Here is a 783-nt window from a genome sequence, read left to right on the forward strand (position 1 = left end):
CGGCATCGCTCGTCGCGCGCTCGCAGCAGGCGGCGCTGCTCCTCGCTCGGACGGTAGCGGTCGACCGCGAGGACCGCTCCCGAGACCGGATTCGTGAGGATGCGATCCCATCCGGCAGCCGTGCCCGCGAGGCATCGGGCCGTCGCGATGTCGATGGGTGCGCGGCCCACGAGCTCAGCCGGCCCCGCGACGAGTGGCGCCGCAGAGCCGTGCTCGGCACTGCCGGAGTCGACCGGGTCGCCGTCGCTCACACCCGTGCCGCGCAGAAGCGTCAGTGCCGGGACGACGACTTGCACCGTCGCGACGATCGGATCGGCCGAGCGTGGCACCGCCGTCGGATCGGCGGTGAGCAGGAGGTCGGCGAGCACGTCGGCGCGAAGCTGTTCCACCGTGCGGGCGTCGCCGTCGGCCCGGGTGGCGCTGTCGGGCTCCACCGCCGCCTCGCGTGCGTCGATCACCGAGTGGGCGAATCTCGTGAGCCGGTCACGGATCGCGTGCGCGATGGCTGCGGGAAGGGTGGCGATGAGCTGCGCCATGCCGTCGTCGATATCCTGCACCCACACGCCACGCCCCTCCTTCGCCTCGAAGTGACGCTGGTCCACTGACCGGGGATCGAGCCGAGCGGCGAGCGAGCGCAGCAGGGGACGAAGCCGCCCGGGCGTCTCGCGCTCGGCGAGGGCGACGGCCGCGCGCTCGAAATCGGCGCGGGCCGCGGCATCCGTCATCGCCCCACCGGTCTCGAGGATCACCGCCACGTGCAACCGCTCGATGCGCCCCGCGCCC

1 protein-coding gene is annotated in these 783 nt (G+C 73.6%); it reads right to left on the minus strand.

Annotation, left to right across the window (positions count from 1 at the left end):
* A partial coding sequence (locus ACE3O1_RS08185) for a DUF222 domain-containing protein (protein ID WP_374314319.1) occupies positions 1-755 on the minus strand: 755 nt, incomplete at its 3' end.
* Positions 756-783 lie beyond the last annotated feature (28 nt).

Source organism: Microbacterium sp., assembly GCF_041909575.1.
Classification (GTDB): Bacteria; Actinomycetota; Actinomycetes; order Actinomycetales; family Microbacteriaceae; genus Microbacterium.